Here is a 19,858-nt window from a genome sequence, read left to right on the forward strand (position 1 = left end):
AAATAATTATGAACAACCTTCTTTTATCTATCAATTGGAATCCGAATCCGGAATTATTCAATCTTTTCGGCATCTCAATCCGTTATTACGGACTACTGTGGGCTATCGGAATATTCTTTGCTTATGTGGTAGTCCACTATCAGTACCGTGATAAGAAGATAGACGAAAAGAAGTTCGAACCGCTTTTCTTTTATTGTTTCTTCGGCATCCTCATCGGAGCACGATTAGGACATTGCCTGTTCTACGATCCGGCATATTACCTGAATCATTTCTGGGAAATGATACTTCCGGTCAAATTTCTTCCCGGAGGCGGATGGAAGTTCACGGGATATGAAGGACTGGCCAGCCACGGAGGTACGCTCGGACTGATTATTGCCCTTTGGCTTTACTGCCGTAAAACAAAGATGAATTATATGGATGTGGTAGACATGATTGCAGTAGCCACTCCTATCACAGCTTGTTTCATTCGCCTTGCCAACTTAATGAACTCTGAAATTATCGGTAAGGTAACAGATGTATCCTGGGCATTCGTTTTCGAACGGGTAGACATGCAACCCCGCCATCCGGCACAGCTTTACGAAGCAATAGCCTATTTTATCTTATTCCTGATTATGATGTTCCTTTATAAGAACTACAGCAAGAAACTACACCGGGGATTCTTCTTCGGACTTTGCCTGACAGCCATCTTTACCTTCCGTTTCTTCGTTGAATTCCTGAAAGAAAATCAGGTGGACTTTGAAAATGGTATGGCACTGAATATGGGACAATGGTTAAGTATTCCGTTCGTAATCATCGGCGTTTACTTTATGTTTTTCTATGGAAAGAAAAAGAGTGCAAAATGAAACATATTATTGATATTAAAACCTGGGAAAGAAAAGAAAATTACGAGTTTTTCCTTGGTTTCCAGAATCCTACTATTTCTATTACTTCAGAAGTAGAATGTTCGGGTGCCAAAACCCGTGCCAAAGCTGCCGGAGAATCCTTCTTCCTGCACTATCTTTATGCCGTGTTGCGTGCTGTCAATGAAATTAAAGAATTCCGGTTCCGCATCGATTCTGAAGGACAGGTAGTCTATTTCGATACAGTGGATATGCTGACTCCCATTAAAGTGGCAGATAACGGACGTTTTTTTACTGTACGACTTCCCTGGCATCCTGATTTTAAAACTTTCCATACAGAAGCCAAAGCCATCATTAACAGAATAAATCCGGATAAAGACCCTTATGAAGCAGAAAAGACAGGAGGTAATGATCTACTGGATGTAGTGCTGCTCAGCGCCACTCCCGATTTATATTTTACCTCACTGACCTGTACGCAGGAACATCGTCACGGTAGTAATTACCCGTTGATGAATGCAGGTAAAGCCGTCATAAGAGGTGGTGTATTAGTGATGCCCATCGCTATGACCATTCATCATGGGTTTATTGACGGACACCACTTATCTCTATTTTATAAAAAGGTGGAAGAATTTCTTAAATAATTATTTGCCCCTGACTATCTTTTTGATATCGTTCAGTTTGTTTAATGCTTCAATCGGAGTCAGATTATTCACATCCAGATTAAGTATCTCATCCCGGATCTGACATAAGACCGGGTCATCAAGCTGAAAGAAACTCAACTGCATACCTCCACGATTCTCACTGACTTCTGCCAGCGGCTTACCTGAAATTCCCTGCTGGCGGTTGTCAGATTCGAGCTGCTTCAGAATTTCATTGGCACGTTTCACTATACTTTTAGGCATACCGGCCATCTTGGCCACATGGATACCGAAAGAGTGCTCACTTCCACCCCTTTCAAGTTTCCGGAGAAAAATAACTTTGTTATCCACTTCCTTAACCGATACATTATAATTCTTTATGCGCTTAAAAGATTTCTCCATCTCGTTCAGTTCATGGTAGTGGGTAGCGAAAAGTGTACGTGCTTTTGCCTTCGGGTGCTCATGAATATACTCCACAATGGCCCAAGCTATAGATATTCCGTCATAAGTAGAAGTACCACGTCCCAATTCATCAAACAAAACGAGACTTCGGGAAGATACATTATTCAAAATATCAGATGCTTCATTCATCTCGACCATAAAAGTAGATTCTCCTACAGAGATATTGTCACTGGCACCGACACGTGTGAATATCTTATCCACCAATCCGATATGAGCACTCTCGGCCGGAACGAATGAACCAATCTGTGCAAGCAGGGTGATCAATGCAGTTTGCCTTAATAGAGCCGACTTACCGGCCATATTCGGACCCGTAATAATGATAATCTGCTGCGTTGCATTATCCAGCATCACATCATTAGCTATGTATTTCTCTCCAATCGGCAATTGCTTTTCAATTACCGGATGACGCCCTTGACGAATATCCAGCACATCGCTGTCTTCAATAACCGGACGGATATAATTATTCTCTTTAGCTACATTGGCAAATGACAGCAAACAGTCAATGCGTGCTATTTGGTTAGCATTGATCTGAATGGCAGGAATAAACTCACTCAGCGCTTGCACCAATTCTGTATACAAGCGGGTCTCCAATACCAATATCTTATCTTCTGCACCCAGGATCTTTTCTTCATATTCTTTCAATTCCTGAGTAATGTAGCGCTCTGCATTTACCAATGTCTGCTTGCGTATCCACTCTTGCGGCACTTTATCTTTATGTACATTCCGCACTTCAATATAGTATCCGAAAACACTGTTATAGGCAATCTTCAAACTTGGTATTCCTGTCAGTTCGCTTTCACGCTGCTGTATCTGAAGCAAATAATCTTTACCCGAGTAAGCTATCTGACGTAATTCATCCAGTTCCGGATTCACTCCGTCTTTAATGACTCCTCCCTTATTTATCAACAAAGGAGGATCATTATTAATTTCCTTCTCAATGCGGTCGCGAATAGAAATACAGAGATTCAACTGCTCTCCAATACGATTCAAACTGGGGTTATCAGCTTGCCGGCAAGCCTCTTTAATAGGTTCAATTGCTTGTAAAGCAACTTTTAACTGTACTACCTCACGTGGAGAAACCCGCCCGACGGCCACTTTCGAAATGATACGTTCCAAATCTCCAATCCGATGCAACTCGTCTTCGATCAACTCCCTGAAATCCGGTTTACGAAAAAAGTATTCTACTACATTTAATCGATCGTTAATAGGCTTCTCGTCTTTTAACGGAAATACCATCCAACGCTTCAGCAGACGCGCTCCCATAGGGCTGATAGTTTTATCGATTACATTGAGAAGGCTACTTCCACCATCATTCATGCTACCAATCAACTCCAGGCTGCGCACTGTAAATTTATCAAGACGTACATACTTATCCTCTTCAATACGGGCTAATGAAGTGATATGCCCCACCTGGGTATGCTCCGTCATGTCCAGATATTGCAGAATAGCTCCGGAAGCAACAATACCGTTTTTAAGATGCTCAACTCCAAATCCTTTCAGATTTTTCGTCTCAAAATGTTTCAGTAACTTCTCCCGGGAACTGGATTCGGTAAATACCCAGTCATCCAGTTCAAAAGTAAAAAATTTACTTCCAAAGTTTCCTTCGAACATTCCACGTTTTCCACGTTCAAAAAGAACCTCTTTTGGGGCAAAATTATTCAGCAGCTTATCTACATAGTCAAAAGGTCCTTCTGCTGTCAAAAACTCTCCGGTAGAAATATCCAGAAATGCTATTCCACAAGCGGATTTTCCGAAATGAACAGCAGCCAGAAAGTTGTTTTCTTTATAATTTAAAACGTTATCATTGATAGAAACACCGGGAGTGACCAACTCCGTAATGCCACGCTTCACCAACTTTTTCGTTGTTTTGGGATCTTCAAGCTGATCACATATAGCCACCCGCTTACCGGCACGGATCAGCTTCGGCAAATAAGTATCTAATGCATGATGAGGAAAACCTGCCATTTCAATGGTTTTTCCTTTCCCATTGGCGCGTTTCGTGAGAGTAATTCCTAATATTTCAGCCGCAATAATCGCATCGGTAGAATAAGTTTCATAGAAGTCCCCACACCGGAACAGCATCACTGCATCCGGATGCTTAGCCTTCAGGTCAAGGAATTGTTTCATCATCGGGGTTAATTCAATATCATTGCTCACGGATAGTCTTCTTTTTTAAGTTCATAAATAACAAGGCAAAGATAAGGGTTTCCTACTAATCTACCTACCTTAACAGATAGTTTTACCATACCTAAAAAGATGTATATTTACTAACCTTACCAATTATCCCGCCAATAAAATCGGTTACACCAATTTCTAAATAAACCTTTCAAAAGGAGGTATATTTATTAATAACTTTATTAATTCCATTAAAATATATTATAATATACCGTTTTTCACCAGAATTATTTGCAGTTTTCGTGGAAAGCCGTACATTTGCAATGTGTTTTTCATAGTATTAGATTTAAGGTTAACAAAGGTTGGAGCAAGGCGTTGCTCCTTTTTTTATGTCCCTACTCCATGTCTCATCGGGAATCACGATAAACATCGTTTCAATCCGATTCACCACAAAAAATAGTAATTAAAGATCCTAAAACATTTAATAAACCGCACTTTTTTCTTAAAACGTGTTATAAAACATGCTTTTATTCTTGGATTATTTGCTATTCCCATGAAAAGCCGTACATTTGCAATGTGTTTTTCATAGTATTAGATTTAAGGTTAACAAAGGTTGGAGCAAGGCGTTGCTCCTTTTTTTATGTCCTTACTCCACAAATTCCAATAATTTCCCTTCCAAATGAATGTAATTCATTCCACACAGATGGTCACACTTTCTTCAAAGAGAGATTATTTTTTCCATTGATAATCAATATCAACCCGTCTCGCAATGGCATATTGAATTAGGAAAATATAAAGTAGCGGAAGATGCACGATACACACTGACAGATCCCAGAAAAAGTGTTTTTGATAATGCGGCGATATTGACTCTTATCGGAAAATGGGATAATAAACTCTTCTTTTCGGCAACAGCCAATAAACAAAATTATCTGCTCTACTATGATCTAAAAGAAAAGAAATCCGGTAATATCCGACTCCCCTATCCGCAATATTCATTCGCCATACCGGAAAAACACTCATTCATACCTAAATCCATGTCTGATAACGGAAAATATCTGATCTCGTATGAAATACAAGAAAATGATGAGAATCCGGTGATCATATTGGCCGAAAAATAAAAAAATCGGGATATATTCCATAAAGATTATATCCCGATCGTTATCCTTTCAGCACATCTTCGTGCTCAAACCTATTGAATGAATGTCATCATTTTTATCTTTTGAGTAATCATATGTCTAATCAATGATTACAAATATAAACACTAAAATTTAAATTATCAACAAATATAAGATTTTTATTTTCTGATCCTTCCCTTTCATACCTATTTTGTTTTTTAGCTATCTTCGTGGTTATCTGAAAATAATCATGTAAATTTGCTCCCTCATATTAAAGTATATATTATAAATCACTATAAACAAAAGGTTATCGCTATGGAATATAATTTCAGGGAGATCGAAAAGAAATGGCAGAAAATATGGGTAGACCACCATACCTACCAAGTAAATGAAGATGCATCCAAACAAAAATTCTATGTACTCAATATGTTCCCTTACCCTTCGGGAGCCGGATTACACGTAGGTCATCCGCTCGGATATATTGCTTCGGACATCTATGCACGTTATAAACGCCTGCAAGGATTTAATGTCCTGAATCCGATGGGTTATGATGCTTACGGACTGCCAGCCGAACAATATGCTATCCAGACCGGACAACACCCTGCAATTACTACCATCAATAACATCAACCGTTATCGTGAACAGTTGGATAAGATAGGATTTTCATTCGACTGGAACCGTGAAATACGTACTTGTGATCCCGAATATTATCACTGGACTCAATGGGCATTTATAAAAATGTTCAACAGCTATTACTGTAATGATGAAAAACAGGCACGTCCCATCGAAGAGTTGATCGAAGCCTTCGAAGCCAATGGAACGAAAAACATGAATATAGCCTGTGGTGAAGAAATGAATTTCACAGCCGACGAATGGAAAGCTAAGAGTGAAAAAGAACAACAGGAAATTTTAATGAACTACCGTATAGCCTATTTAGGCAATACGATGGTAAACTGGTGTCCGGCTTTGGGTACCGTACTTGCCAATGACGAAGTGGTTGACGGTGTTTCTGAAAGAGGCGGTTATCCGGTCATTCAAAAAGTGATGCGCCAGTGGTGTCTGCGTGTATCTGCTTATGCGCAGCGTTTACTTGACGGACTTGAAACCGTAGAATGGACTGACTCACTGAAAGAAACCCAACGTAACTGGATTGGACGTAGTGAAGGTGCTGAAATGAATTTCAAAGTGAAAGATTCCGATCTTGAATTTACCATCTTTACGACTCGTGCCGACACTGTATTCGGAGTTACTTTCATGGTGCTTGCCCCGGAAAGTGAATTGGTATCCCAATTAACGACCCCTGCACAAAAGGCAGAAGTAGACGCTTATCTGGAACGTACCAAAAAACGTACCGAACGCGAACGCATCGCCGATCGTAGTGTTAGTGGCGTATTCTCCGGAAGTTATGCCATTAATCCATTAACCAATGAACCTATACCGGTATGGATCAGTGATTATGTACTGGCAGGTTACGGTACTGGTGCCATCATGGCTGTACCTGCACACGACAGCCGTGACTATGCTTTTGCTAAACATTTCAATCTGGAAATTCGCCCGTTGATTGAAGGTTGCGACGTCAGTGAAGAAAGCTTCGACGCCAAAGAGGGTATTATGATGAACTCTCCACGTCCGGAAACTCCTGAAGGGGGCCTCGTACTGAATGGCTTAACTGTAAAAGAAGCCATTGCTAAAACCAAAGAATACATCAAAGAAACCGGATTGGGACGTGTAAAAGTAAATTTCCGTTTACGTGACGCCATTTTCTCGCGTCAGCGTTATTGGGGCGAACCATTCCCGGTTTACTATAAAGACGGAATGCCTTACATGATCGATGAAAGTTGTCTCCCGTTAGAGTTGCCGGAAGTAGCTAAATTCCTTCCTACAGAAACAGGTGAGCCCCCATTGGGACATGCTACCAAATGGGCATGGGATACTGTCAACAAGTGTGTGACAGACAATGACAAAATCGACAATGTAACCATTTTCCCATTGGAACTGAATACAATGCCAGGCTTTGCAGGTTCTTCTGCCTATTATTTGCGTTATATGGATCCACGTAATCACGAAGCACTCGTTGCTCCTGCCGTAGATCAATACTGGAGAAATGTAGACCTGTATGTGGGCGGTACGGAACATGCTACCGGACACTTGATTTACTCACGTTTCTGGAATAAATTCCTGCATGATTTAGGCATATCTGTAGCTGAAGAACCTTTCCAGAAACTGGTCAATCAAGGAATGATACAGGGACGAAGCAACTTTGTTTATCGTATCAAAGATACCAATACTTTCGTATCTCTGAACCTGAAAGATCAATATGAGGTAACTCCTATTCATGTCGACGTAAATATTGTATCTAACGATATTCTCGATCTGGAAGCTTTCAAAGCATGGAGACCCGAATACGAAACTGCCGAATTCATCCTGGAAGACGGTAAATATATCTGTGGATGGGCTGTTGAAAAGATGAGTAAATCTATGTTCAATGTAGTTAATCCGGATATGATTGTCGAAAAATATGGCGCCGATACACTTCGTATGTACGAAATGTTCCTCGGACCGGTTGAACAATCCAAACCCTGGGACACGAACGGAATAGATGGCGTACATCGTTTCATTAAAAAATTCTGGTCGCTATTCTATGACAGAAACGGCGAGTATCTGGTAAAAGACGAACCGGCTACCAAAGACGAACTAAAGGCACTTCATAAGCTCATTAAGAAAGTAACCGGTGATATTGAACAGTTCTCCTACAATACTTCGGTAAGTGCTTTCATGATCTGTGTCAACGAACTCTCAAGTTTGAAATGCAGCAAAAAAGAGATATTGGAGCAGCTCGTTGTGGTCCTCGCTCCCTTCGCTCCCCATGTTTGCGAAGAATTATGGGATACATTAGGAAACACCACTTCCGTATGTGATGCACAATGGCCGACATTTAATGAACAATACCTGGTAGAAGATACGGTTAATTACACGATTTCTTTCAATGGCAAAGCCCGTTTCAATATGGAGTTTCCTGCAGATGCCGCCAGCGATGTAATTCAAGCCACCGTACTTGCTGACGAACGCTCGTTGAAATGGACAGAAGGTAAAACACCGAAAAAAGTTATTGTAGTTCCGAAGAAGATTGTTAACGTTGTTATTTAATACCTACACACAAAATGATAAGCAAACCCACAAAATCCGATGTAATGCGAGAGTTGAGAGATTATATCTTTATCACTCTCGGACTGATAAGTTATGCGTTAGGCTGGACAGCCTTTCTTATTCCTTATCAGATTACTACAGGTGGAACAACCGGTATCGGTGCCATCATCTATTATGCAACAGGCTTTCCTATCCAATGGTCTTATTTCATCATCAATGCTGTGCTGATGACATTTGCCATTAAGATACTTGGTCCGAAGTTCAGTATAAAGACGACATACGCCATCTTTATGCTCACTTTCTTCTTATGGTTCTTCCAACTGGTTATTGTGGACGATAAAGGAGCTCCGCTTCAGTTGGTAGGAGAAGGTCAAGACTTCATGGCCTGTATTATCGGTGCCATCATGTGTGGACTCGGATTAGGGGTGGTATTCAATAATAACGGCAGCACAGGCGGTACTGATATCATTGCAGCCATTGTTAATAAATACAAGGATGTTACTCTTGGACGAATGATTATGTTTTGTGATATCATCATTATCAGTTCATGCTACTTCATCTTCAATGACTGGCGCAGAGTGATATTCGGTTTTGTTACCTTGTTCATCATTGGTTTTGTGCTGGACTACGTGGTTAACAGCGCCCGCCAGTCTGTACAATTCTTTATCTTTTCGAAAGATTATGCAAAGATTGCCGACCGCATAACGAAAGAAACCCATCGGGGGGTAACCGTGCTTGACGGATTAGGCTGGTATAGCCAAAACAATGTAAAAGTATTAGTCGTGCTTGCCTATAAACGCCAGTCTCTCGACATCTTCCGCCTGGTGAAGGATATCGATCCGAATGCTTTCATTTCACAAAGCTCAGTAATCGGTGTATACGGCGAAGGATTCGACCGCCTGAAAATAAAATAAATCCAGAGCGAAAAAACAGATGAAAATAGAGCGTAGCGAAGAAGTTTGAAACTATATTCGTTACGCTCTATTTTTATTTGATTGAGGGCCAAAGAAAAGCCACATTAAAGCCAAACAGCACAGAATTTCCTCCCAAATATTTCTAAAAAGGAGTCGCAAAATGAATAAACGCGAAACCTTATTTTTTTCACAACTTTGCATTATGACAAAAGCTAATTACTTAAATAATCTATTTGAATCCCTGATAGGAACTAATAACCTGTCTATTCCATCCAAGACGATATTGCTGGAAGAAGGTAAGATTGCCGATAGACTGTACTTAATTCGTAAAGGGTGTTTACGTCTTTTTTTCTATAATGAAGGCAAAGACATTACTTTCCAATTCTTCTTTGAGGGAGATTTTGTTGCATCATTCGATAGTTTATATAGACGTAAACCGAGTCTTTTTTCATTGGAAAGTATTGAGCCCACGGAAGTATCAACGATAAAAAGAGATGATTTTTATCATCTTATTGAACAAACACCCTCATTAAAACAAATATATGAAGAAAAGCTCATAGACCGATTTCATGTTTACCAGCAGTTGTTTCTTTCCCGTATAAAGAACACCCCACAACAACGATATGAGGAACTGCTAAAAGAATATCCCGATATTATACAACGAGTTCCGCAACATTACATAGCTTCCTATCTCGGTATTACCCCTGTATCATTATCTCGAATAAGAAAAAGACGTTAATTCATTTCTTTACAATTGTTATCGTACTGTAGGTATCAAATTCATGACCTTTGTATCCGTAAAATCAGCTAATTAAAAAAGATGAAACGGATATATATAATAGACTGGATATTAATACCTTTATTTATCCTTACCTCATACACAGGGATAGGACTGCATATTGCCGCACATGAAAACGACCATGAAATATGGCACAATTGGGCGGTATTTCATGTGATAGCAAGTTTATTGTTCCTGATAACCGTCATATTCCATATAATAACTCATTGGAATTGGTATAAAGGAATTGTAAACAAAGGAATAGGACAGAAAAGTAGAGTTACATTATGGTTATCCGCAACATTTACACTTGTTGTTCTTACAGGTATTATATTGTTCAACGTAGATGGGGCAAACTCTTCAATAGGGTTATGCCACTATAAAATTGGAATTTTAATGAACGTACTTTCTATTGGACACATATTCAAGCGAATTCCCATTTTACGAAAATATTTGAAGAAAAAATAAATTCAAACTCAATTATATTTATTTAAATATCGTTTTAATTTTCATAGTGGGCATATCGAATCTTTCAAATATTCTTCCACTGCTGAAAAAAATCAGAAGTATTCAGTCCGATTAAATTCATCACTGTATCCTTATCTTCCACATTTATTGTCAGGCTGGTGTACACATCAGCAGATATCTATGAAGAATTGAATAACCTAAATTAAGAAGTCAATATTTGTACATTCAGAGAATTGTTATACTTTTGTATCCAGAAAGAGTTATTTAACAGTATAGCACCGCAAATCGCTGAAAATCGAACCATTGCTAACTTGTTATCTCTGTTTCTCAAGAACCTCACTAATTATTCTCAATCGGTTAAGTCAAGTCGATTAAAATCTAAAATAAATAACAGACAATGAAACGTAAACTTGTTTTTGCCACTAATAATGCACATAAACTGGAAGAAGTATCATCCATATTAGCAGATAAAGTTGAACTGCTCAGCCTTGACGATATAAACTGCCATACAGATATTCCCGAAACAGCGGACACTCTGGAAGGTAATGCGTATCTGAAATCATCCTTTATTTACCAAAACTATGGATTGGACTGTTTTGGTGATGACACCGGATTGGAAGTTGAAGCATTGGGAGGGGCTCCCGGTGTATATTCGGCTCGCTTTGCCGGAGGAGAAGGACATAATGCAGAAGCCAACATATTGAAACTCATGCAGGAGCTGGAAGGAAAAGAAAACCGCAGAGCACAGTTTCGTACTGCCATTTCGCTTATTCTGGACGGAAAAGAGTATCTTTTTGAAGGAGTGATAAAAGGCGAAATAATCAAGGAAAAAAGAGGTAATTCAGGCTTTGGATATGATCCTGTATTCATCCCCGAAGGATATGACCGGACTTTTGCAGAACTGGGAAATGAAATAAAAAATCAAATCAGTCATCGTGCTTTAGCCGTAAACAAATTATGCGAATTTCTCCGCTCCATCTGATTGATAAAAACGGATAGATAAATGAATCCTCCGGAGGAATGTAATTTTCCTCCGGAGGATTCATTTATCTATCTCCTGCTAAAAGAGATTATAGTATAACACAACAGCGTGTATATAACGAACTCTTTTTGCACTTTATCCAGTCCAAAACTTTAAATCTCCATTATCAAAACATCCGGATGTTATTAGTTATAACATCCGGATGTTTTGATATATAACATGGGGATCTTTTCATATAAAACATCCCCATGTTTTTGCGTTATAATTCTAACTTTAGTTCTTTTAATACCATTACTTCTCTATCATTCTTTACCAACTTTTTCATCCCTTCTTTAAAGAATAGCTTCCGATTGAATGAACCTGCTCTATCAAATTACCTATATTCTATTATTAACAGAGATTTCAACTATCCCTGTTAATAACAAAGAGCCGTATTATACCTTTATATATAAGTATAATACAACTCTTTCATATCATAGATCTATCAATTATTAACCGTAAAGTTAACTATTTATTCACAGCCTGTTTATAAACCCAGTTTCTCTGAAATTTCCAACATTCGTTTAATCGGTTTCACTGCTTCTTTAGCAACTTCCGGGTCAACAGTTACTTCAGGGAATTCATATTTAAGGCAATTATAGAGCTTTTCCAGCGTGTTCAGCCGCATGAAGTTACATTCATTGCATCCGCAGGTACTATCGTTAGGAGGGGCAGGAATGAATGTTTTTTGCGGGCACTTCTTTTGCATTTCATGTATGATGCCTGCTTCGGTAGCTACAATAAACCGTTGCTTGTCACTGTTCACTGCATATTTTAATAAGGCAGCCGTAGACCCCACTACATCGGCCAGTTTCAATACTACACTTTTACACTCAGGATGTGCCAGTACTACGGCATCGGGATATTGAGCTTTTAACTCCACTATTTTCTCCACCGAGAATTGTTCATGCACATGACAAGCTCCGTCCCATAACAGCATTTCACGTCCTGTGATCGAGTTTATATAATTCCCCAGATTACGGTCCGGTCCGAAAATAATTTTTTCATCTTTCGGGAAACTTTCCACAATCTGTTTTGCGTTAGTCGAAGTAACCACCACATCCGTCACTGCTTTGACTGCTGCCGTTGTATTTACGTACGAAATCACCGTATATCCCGGATGTTCCTTCACAAACTCAGCAAACTTGTCCGCCGGACAGCTGTCTGCCAACGAACATCCTGCATTCAAGTCGGGCACCAGTACCTTCTTGTCCGGACAAAGCACCTTTGCGGTTTCTCCCATGAAATGAACGCCACACATCACAAGAATATCCGCATCGGTTTTGGCTGCAATTTGAGCCAAAGCCAAACTGTCTCCAATGTAGTCGGCAATATCTTGTATTTCGCCTTTCTGGTAATAGTGTCCCAAGATTACCGCATTCTTTTCTTTTTTCAGTTCATTGATGGCTGCTTTCAGATCAATGCTTTTGTCTACGGGTTCGTCAACGAATCCCTTATTCACCCATTCTTCTCGATTCATTATATTCTTATTTTTTCTCTTCTTTTAAAAAGAAATCCTTTGTTAGTGATTATAGCCTGTTAATAGTGTTAGCAAATAAATCGGCTTTTTCTTGCCGGATAAGTTATTAGTTACTTATCTAAGTTTATAATCAGTTTATGAACGTGTCTATTTATTGATAATAAGCTATATTGCTAACTTCATTAACACCTTGTTGATAAAGTGCAAAGTTAAAAACTTTATGGATATAAACAGGCTAATTAGTACTGAAAAATCTGTTGAAGTATGCTTGGAAAGTTGAAGCTAACTTTTTTGTATTGTTCATATCCCGTTGCTCTTATACCTTCATTTGAATAATGCAAGAATTAGTTTTCAAAATATATGCTGATTCTTTTGACAGGTTTTAAACCGTTATCAACACCTATGTTAACAAGAAAAGAATTACTTTTGCAACATACTAACAGAAACAACATCATCATGCGAAAATTGAAAATAACCGAGCTGAACCGGATAAGTATAGAAGAGTTTAAAGAAGCTGATAAATTGCCTTTAGTTGTAGTGTTGGACGATATACGGAGTTTGCATAATATCGGTTCTGTGTTTCGTACGGCAGATGCTTTCCGGATTGAATGTATTTATCTGTGTGGAATTACGGCTACTCCTCCCCATCCCGAGATGCATAAGACAGCTTTGGGAGCCGAGTTTACAGTGGATTGGAAGTATGTTAATAACGCAGTTGAAACGGTTGATAACCTCCGGAGTGAAGGATATGTGGTATACTCTGTCGAACAGGCGGAAGGGAGTATCATGTTGGATGAGTTAACACTGGACCGTTCGAAGAAATATGCTGTAGTTATGGGAAATGAAGTAAAAGGAGTGCAGCAGGAGGTTATTGACCATTCGGATGGTTGCATTGAAATTCCTCAATATGGTACAAAGCATTCATTGAACGTGTCGGTAACAGCGGGAATTGTTATCTGGGACTTATTTAAGAAGTTGAAATAGGATATTGGTAGGCTGTTGATAAACAATTTATAGTTGGTTTCGAAGCTATTAATTGCTTGGTTATTAAGCAGCGGATTTACAATTGTCCGCTTTCCACTAATACTATCACGCGTTCAGTCAGCTTATCTTCTCCTTCGGGGTCATATTGTTTTTTTAAACTGGCTCCGAAAAGAGCAGCAAATGTCTGATAGAAGCCTGCTTTAAAAGGCCCCATGAATGCTTTTACCAGTTCATAAGAACTCTGATGACTTTGGCGGTCTACCAACTTTATCAACAGCTTGCCTTGTGCAAAAGAGAGTTTTTTCATTCGTGGAGTATATTGTTCCTTCAACCCTTTTTCTACTCGTTTAATATGGCGTTGCCGGGCTTTTTCATTGGGTAAAGTTTGTAAGTATTCGTAAGTTTCAATGATAGTCTGGTTAATTTCTCTGGCAATGGGATATACCTTTTTTACGTTTCTCACTAATTTGTAATATTCCATCTGCTCTTTCTTATTCCTGAATTTTAAAGGCTTGAATATGTGGATGGTCGGAATCTGAAAGGCAGGTATTGTATCACCGTTATAAACACACATAGGTACCAGATATCCACCGAGATTTGTTTTTTCCTGTGCCTGTGATGCAGAAGAAAACAATAAGGCGATGGATAACATCAGTAGTCCTATGATAAGCCTCATATTCATTTTGCAAAAATAAGGGAATAAATTTATATTTATGATTTTCCTTGCAGCATTAACCTATTTAAATTATCTTCGACAATTCGTTTACTATTTAGAACACAATAATCACACATGAAATGAATAGATATATATCTATATTCTGTGTATTTCTACTTGTTAATATAGCGTTGATAACTTCTACTTGCCATGCTCAGAATAATTCGGATTATCCTTGGGAGGACATAATGGAAAACCTGTCAATAGCCGATGAAGAAGGGAATACGCGCAATTGGGAGAATGAATTGGAGGAATTAACCGATCTTGTTAACAACCCTGTTAATATAAACTCTGCCACCAAAGAGCAGCTACAGCGGTTTCCTTTTCTTAATGATGTTCAGATTGAGAATTTACTTGCGTACATTTATATTCACGGATCGATGCAGACTGTCTATGAACTTCAGTTAGTGGAGGAGTTGGATCGGCAGACTATTCAATATCTGCTTCCTTTTGTCTGTGTAGAGCCTGTTGATAAGAAAGAGTCTGTTACGTTAAAGCAGATTTTAAAATATGGAAAACATGAAGTGGTGACTCGTATGGATGTGCCTTTGTATAGGCGTAAGGGATATGAGAAAAATTACCTGGGTCCTGCTGTTTATAACTCGGTGAAATACGGATTTCACTATCGGGAAAAAGTTTATGCAGGCATAGTTGCCGAGAAAGATAGCGGCGAACCTTTCGGAGCTTTACATAATAAGCAGGGATACGATTACTACTCTTTCTATCTACTCCTTCATGATATAGGAATACTGAAAACGGGAATTGTAGGAAACTATCGGTTGAATTTCGGTCAGGGACTGGTACTCGGACAAGGTTCTATGTTTGGAAAAACAGCTTATTCTTCGTCTTTCACTTTCAGAAATACAGGGATACGCAGACATGCTTCTACCGATGAATATAATTATTTCCGTGGGAGTGCCATAGCTTTAAAATGGAAACAATGGACACTTTCTGTATTTTATTCACATCGTTCGTTGGATGGAGTGATAAAAGACGGTGAAATTACCTCGATTTATAAAACAGGTTTACATCGAAGCAAAAAGGAAGCTGATAAAATGAATCAATTGGTTATGCAGATGGGCGGAGGAAATATCAGCTATACCGGGAATAGTTATCAACTGGGTATAACCGGTGTTTACTACTGTTTTAACAGGTCTTATGAACCGGAACTTAAAGACTATTCAAAATACAATCTGCATGGTCGTTCTTTTTATAATCTGGGTATGGATTATAAATATCGTTTTCATCGTTTTTCTATACAAGGAGAAGCTGCTTTGGGGATCAGTGGTATGGCTTTTATGAATCAGGTACTTTATTCTCCTTTACAAGATATACGGTTGATGTTGGTTCACCGTTATTATTCACATGATTATTGGGCTATGTTTGCTCATTCATTTAGTGAAGGAAGTAGTGTTCAGAATGAAAACGGATGGTATTTAGCTGCTTCTGTAAATCCTTTTAGTCGCTGGACGTTTTTCATTTCTGCCGATCTGTTTTCTTTTCCCTGGTGGAGGTACCGGATAAGTAAGGCTTCGAAAGGAGTGGATCTGTTCTTTCAGGCAGATTACGTTCCGTCGAAAACGGTTGATATGTATGTGAATTACCGTTATAAACGGAAAGAGCGTGATGTGACCGCTACGAAGGGAAAGGTGATTCTGCCTACCTATCATCACCGGCTGCGTTATCGTTTGAACTATTTACCCTGTTCTTCGTTATCTTTCCGGACAACGGTAGATTATAACCATTTTCATTCATCCGGGAAAACGGCGGGGAAAGGTTATCAACTGACGCAAAAGGCCGGATGGAAACTTTCCCGGTTGCCTCTGACAACAGAATTGCAAGGTAGTTATTTCCATACAGACGATTATGATTCACGTATTTATATCTACGAGAAAGGGTTGCTGTATTCTTTTTATACTCCATCTTTTCAGGGAGAAGGTATTCGCTTGGCTATTCATTTTCGCTATGATATGAACAAGCATTGGACAGCAATTGCCAAGCTCGGACAAACTACGTATTTTGATCGTGATGAAATAGGTTCCGGCAACGACCTGATCAGGGGAAATAAAAAAACGGATATACAAATGCAGCTGCGTCTAAAGTTTTAGTAATTTTGTAGAAATTCAAAACAGTTTCTAAGATTAAACAGAATTAAGTATGACTATTATTTTTCCTTCTCCCATATTCGGACCGGTTCATTCACGTCGCTTAGGGGTCTCACTTGGAATAAATTTACTTCCTTCCGACGGAAAAGTATGTTCTTTCGATTGCATTTATTGTGAATGTGGTTACAATGGCGAACATCGTCCTAAATCTTCATTACCGACCCGCGAAGAAGTCCGTATGGCTCTGGAAGATAAACTTAAAGAAATGAAGAGCAATGGTCCGGCTCCTGATGTATTGACCTTTGCCGGAAACGGTGAACCGACTGCACATCCTCACTTTCCGGAAATAATTGAAGACACGCTTGCTTTGCGTGATGCATATTTTCCGGAAGCAAAAGTAAGTGTACTCAGCAATGCTACTTTTATCAATCGTCCGGCTGTATTTAATGCATTGAACCGGGTGGATAATAATATTTTGAAGTTGGACACGGTGGATGAAGAGTATATCCGGACTGTAGATCGTCCGAACGGACGATACGATCTGAATGGAACAGTCGGACTTTTAAAAGCTTTTAAAGGCAATTGTATCGTGCAGACTATGTTTATGAAAGGAAAATATAAGGGGAAAGATGTGGATAATACTTCTGACAAGTATGTACTTCCCTGGCTGGAAGTTGTGAAGGATATCGCCCCGAGACAGGTAATGATTTATACGATCGATCGGGAAACTCCCGATCAGGACTTGCAGAAAGCCACTCCCGAGGAGTTAGACCGGATTGTGGCTCTTCTTACGAAAGAGGGACTTTCGGCCTCTGCTTCTTATTGAGAATTATTTTTAATATGTCATTTATAAACAGATTTTAATAGGATGAAATCAATTGATATCAACGAACTTACTGATAATTTCTTTGAGTCCATCAGTAAAGAATGGATGCTGGTAACTGCTGGTAATAAAGATGCGTTTAATACCATGACCGCCAATTGGGGAGGTATTGGTTTTTTGTGGAATAAACCGGTGGTTTATGTTTTTATTCGTCCGGAAAGATATACGTTCGATTTTATACAAAATAACGATTATTTTACTCTTTCTTTTTTAGGACAGGAGAATAAGGCCATACATAAAATATGCGGTTCTAAGTCGGGACGTGAAGTAGATAAGATAAAAGAAACCGGATTAAAGCCAATTATTACGGATAAAGGTAATATTCTGTTTGAACAGGGAAGGCTTAATATGGAATGTCGGAAAATGTACACAGATGTGCTGAAGAAAGAAAATTTTCTGGATCCGTCTGTCTATGAACAGTGGTATACTACCCATGGAGGTCTGCATCATGTCTATGTGGCAGAGATTACAGGAGTGTGGATAAAAGAGTAAATTTTAAATCATTTGAACCTATGAAAAACAATTATCTGATATGTTCCCTGCTGTTTACCACGGGTATGCAGAATGCTTGGGGAGCCCAAGCGACAAACCATAAAACAAATCCGGATAAAACGAAACCCAATATTATTCTGATTTTGTGTGATGATATGGGATTTTCTGATTTATCGTGTTACGGGGGAGAAGTGCATACGCCCAATATAGATTTCTTGGCGGAAAACGGAATACGTTTCAGCCAGTTTAAGAACACAGGGCGCAGTTGTCCCAGCAGAGCTGCTTTGTTGACAGGCAGATACCAACATGAAGTAGGTATGGGTTGGATGACTGCTGTAGATGAACATCGTCCCGGATATAGAGGTCAAATATCAGAGCAATATCCTACTATCGCAGAAGTGTTTCGGGAAAACGGATATCATACTTATATGAGTGGTAAATGGCATGTTACCGTTGACGGTGCATTCTCCAAGCCGAATGGAAGCTATCCGGTTGAGCGGGGATTCGAAAAATACTATGGTTGTCTTTCTGGAGGTGGAAGTTATTATACTCCGAAACCCGTATATTCCGGGTTACAGCATATTGCAGAGTTTCCAGAAGACTATTATTATACCACAGCCATTACCGACTCTGCCGTTAGTTTTATCCGTCAGCATCCGGTTGATGAGCCTATGTTTATGTATTTGGCCCACTATGCCCCTCATTTACCTTTGCAGGCTCCTAAAGAAAGAGTGGACGCTTGCCGTGAAAGATATAAAGTGGGATATGATGTGTTGCGTAAACAGCGTTTCGAGCGCATCCGGAAAAATGGTTTAACGGATTCCGAAAAACAGCTGCCGATATTTGAGAGGGAATTCAGAGGAAAACGGCCGGCCTGGGATAGTCTTACTCCGCAGCAACAGGAACGTTGGATTACGGAGATGGCTACTTATGCCGCTATGATTGAAATTATGGATGATGGTATTGGAGAAGTAATAAAGACCACTAAAGAGAAAGGTATATTTGATAATACCGTATTTTTATTCTTAAGTGATAATGGAGCCACCAATGAAGGTGATCTGATCACACAGCTGCGGGCTGATTTGAGTAATACTCCTTTCCGCAGTTACAAACAATGGTGTTTTCAGGGAGGTACCAGTTCACCTTTGATTGTAATGTATGGAGGCGGGCAACCTGATGGGAAGAAAGGAGTGGTTTGTCATGAATTCACTCACATTATCGATCTTTTTCCCACTTGTCTGGATATAGCTTCTGTGAAATATCCCCGGGAGTTTAGGAATCATTCGATTAATGCTCCGGAAGGTAGAACCATTTTTCCGGCATTAAAAGGAAAGAAGCTACCGAAAAGAGATTTGTTTTTCGAACATCAGACATCTTGTGGAATCATATCCGGGGACTGGAAGTTAGTCAGGGCCAATGGTAAGCAACCCTGGGAGTTGTTCCATTTATTGCAGGATCCGTTTGAACAAAACGATTTGTCTGCCAATTATCCGGAAAAAGTAAAAACACTGGAGAAAAAATGGGATGAATGGGCAGAGAAGCAACACGTATTTCCATTTGAATACAGGCCATGGACAGAACGTATCAATTATTATAAATCGCTGTATCCCGATCAGTCCGGGAAAGATTAAATACTTGAGTAAAGTAAGTAAGAGGAGTTGTATCAAAACTCTTTCACCATAGATTACACAGATTATCATAG

The 19,858-nt window shown here is 39.3% G+C and carries 16 protein-coding genes; 13 read left to right on the forward strand and 3 right to left on the reverse strand.

From position 1 onward, the window contains the following. Positions 1-8 precede the first annotated feature (8 nt). Entirely contained in the window at positions 9-842 is an 834-nt protein-coding gene (gene lgt, locus R3O62_RS04760; protein ID WP_005782862.1) for a prolipoprotein diacylglyceryl transferase, read from the forward strand. Continuing rightward, the gene (locus R3O62_RS04765) at positions 839-1,480 is read left to right on the forward strand and encodes a chloramphenicol acetyltransferase (protein WP_005782860.1); all 642 of its coding nucleotides are present in this window, start codon (positions 839-841) and stop codon (positions 1,478-1,480) included. The genes lgt and R3O62_RS04765 overlap by 4 nt, the downstream gene beginning before the upstream one ends. On the opposite strand, the gene mutS is transcribed toward R3O62_RS04765, so the two are convergent. Then, on the reverse strand, positions 1,481-4,096 hold the full coding sequence (mutS, locus tag R3O62_RS04770) for a DNA mismatch repair protein MutS (RefSeq protein ID WP_005782858.1): 2,616 nt from the start codon (positions 4,094-4,096) through the stop codon (positions 1,481-1,483). An 821-nt stretch (positions 4,097-4,917) separates the two neighbouring features. Between mutS and R3O62_RS04775 the strand changes: the two genes are divergently transcribed. The 6 genes from R3O62_RS04775 (at position 4,918) to R3O62_RS04800 (ending at position 11,458) form a co-directional block, all read left to right on the forward strand. Further along, a complete protein-coding gene (locus R3O62_RS04775; RefSeq protein WP_234072666.1) occupies positions 4,918-5,172 on the forward strand; it encodes a hypothetical protein in 255 nt (84 codons plus the stop codon). Between the two features lie 312 nt (positions 5,173-5,484). Continuing rightward, positions 5,485-8,316: a leucine--tRNA ligase gene (leuS, locus tag R3O62_RS04780; protein ID WP_186993711.1), complete on the forward strand. Its 2,832-nt coding sequence runs from the start codon at positions 5,485-5,487 to the stop codon at positions 8,314-8,316. Positions 8,317-8,330: 14 nt separating this feature from the next. Further along, entirely contained in the window at positions 8,331-9,230 is a 900-nt protein-coding gene (locus R3O62_RS04785; RefSeq protein WP_005782852.1) for a YitT family protein, read from the forward strand. Positions 9,231-9,432: 202 nt separating this feature from the next. Next, positions 9,433-9,969: a Crp/Fnr family transcriptional regulator gene (locus tag R3O62_RS04790; RefSeq protein ID WP_032540933.1), complete on the forward strand. Its 537-nt coding sequence runs from the start codon at positions 9,433-9,435 to the stop codon at positions 9,967-9,969. 81 nt (positions 9,970-10,050) lie between these two features. Further along, a complete protein-coding gene (locus R3O62_RS04795) occupies positions 10,051-10,476 on the forward strand; it encodes a DUF4405 domain-containing protein (RefSeq protein ID WP_032540934.1) in 426 nt (141 codons plus the stop codon). 397 nt (positions 10,477-10,873) lie between these two features. Then, positions 10,874-11,458 carry a non-canonical purine NTP diphosphatase gene (locus R3O62_RS04800; protein ID WP_032540935.1) on the forward strand — a complete coding sequence of 195 codons (585 nt, stop codon included), beginning with the start codon at positions 10,874-10,876 and terminating at the stop codon, positions 11,456-11,458. A gap of 526 nt (positions 11,459-11,984) precedes the next feature. On the opposite strand, the gene nadA is transcribed toward R3O62_RS04800, so the two are convergent. Continuing rightward, positions 11,985-12,977, reverse strand: coding sequence for a quinolinate synthase NadA (gene nadA, locus R3O62_RS04805; RefSeq protein WP_032540937.1), 993 nt, complete (start codon positions 12,975-12,977; stop codon positions 11,985-11,987). A gap of 456 nt (positions 12,978-13,433) precedes the next feature. Here nadA and R3O62_RS04810 point away from each other — a divergent pair, with 456 nt between their 5' ends. After that, positions 13,434-13,961 (forward strand): RNA methyltransferase, encoded by a 528-nt coding sequence (locus R3O62_RS04810; protein WP_005782842.1) that lies wholly within the window; start codon positions 13,434-13,436, stop codon positions 13,959-13,961. A 76-nt stretch (positions 13,962-14,037) separates the two neighbouring features. On the opposite strand, the gene R3O62_RS04815 is transcribed toward R3O62_RS04810, so the two are convergent. After that, positions 14,038-14,637 carry a DUF4294 domain-containing protein gene (locus R3O62_RS04815; protein ID WP_022011333.1) on the reverse strand — a complete coding sequence of 200 codons (600 nt, stop codon included), beginning with the start codon at positions 14,635-14,637 and terminating at the stop codon, positions 14,038-14,040. A 119-nt stretch (positions 14,638-14,756) separates the two neighbouring features. Between R3O62_RS04815 and R3O62_RS04820 the strand changes: the two genes are divergently transcribed. From R3O62_RS04820 to R3O62_RS04835, 4 genes are read left to right on the forward strand one after another with little or no spacing between them, the layout of a single operon-like run. Continuing rightward, the gene (locus R3O62_RS04820; protein WP_032540938.1) at positions 14,757-16,784 is read left to right on the forward strand and encodes a helix-hairpin-helix domain-containing protein; all 2,028 of its coding nucleotides are present in this window, start codon (positions 14,757-14,759) and stop codon (positions 16,782-16,784) included. A 49-nt stretch (positions 16,785-16,833) separates the two neighbouring features. Beyond that, entirely contained in the window at positions 16,834-17,607 is a 774-nt protein-coding gene (locus R3O62_RS04825) for a radical SAM protein (RefSeq protein WP_032540940.1), read from the forward strand. Between the two features lie 42 nt (positions 17,608-17,649). Then, positions 17,650-18,156 (forward strand): flavin reductase family protein, encoded by a 507-nt coding sequence (locus tag R3O62_RS04830; protein WP_005782834.1) that lies wholly within the window; start codon positions 17,650-17,652, stop codon positions 18,154-18,156. Positions 18,157-18,176: 20 nt separating this feature from the next. Beyond that, on the forward strand, positions 18,177-19,787 hold the full coding sequence (locus R3O62_RS04835; protein WP_032540941.1) for an arylsulfatase: 1,611 nt from the start codon (positions 18,177-18,179) through the stop codon (positions 19,785-19,787). The last annotated feature ends 71 nt before the right edge of the window (positions 19,788-19,858 follow it).

This window comes from Bacteroides hominis, from assembly GCF_033042785.2.
GTDB classification, from domain to species: domain Bacteria; phylum Bacteroidota; class Bacteroidia; order Bacteroidales; family Bacteroidaceae; genus Bacteroides; species Bacteroides hominis.